1 pseudogene is annotated in these 526 nt (G+C 67.9%); it reads right to left on the minus strand.

Annotated features, from left to right (window positions below):
* Positions 1 to 122: 122 nt before the first annotated feature.
* Positions 123 to 526, minus strand: a pseudogene (locus ACK4SE_RS14350) (hypothetical protein); the annotation flags it as partial.

The raw sequence follows: 526 nt of genomic DNA on the forward strand, positions 1-526 counted from the left end.
TGGTGGTGCTCCTGCCGGTCATGGTTCCTCCTCGGGGGCGATCGTGTCATCGAGACGTCGAGTGGGGGACGTCCTTCTCGACACGAACACTCACCTCGGCGGGTGGGCGCCGAGCCACCTCTTCAGCTGGCCTTCTTCGCGGCGGTCTTCTTCGGCGAACTCTTCTTCGCCGCGCTCTTCTTGGCCGGAGCCTTCTTCGCGGTCGCCTTCTTGGCGGCAGCCTTCTTCGCCGCGCCCTTCTTGGCCGGAGCCTTCTTCGCGGGCTTCTTGGCGGTGCTCTTCTCCGAGGTGGCCTCGTCCTCCTCGGTGTCTTCGCCGCGGGCGGTCTTCGCCGCCTGGACCGAGCGCTGCAGCGCGGCGAGCAGGTCGACGACCTCGCCGGAGGACTTGGTCGACGTGGGGGTCCGCTTGACCTCGCCACCCTCCACCTTGGACTTCACCAGGGCCTCGACGGCCCCGGCGTAGTCGTCCTCGAACTCGTCGGCGTCGAAGTCCCCGGCGAGGGTCTCGACGAGCATCTGAGCCA

This window comes from Brevundimonas sp., from assembly GCF_046293315.1.
Lineage (GTDB): Bacteria > Pseudomonadota > Alphaproteobacteria > Caulobacterales > Caulobacteraceae > Brevundimonas.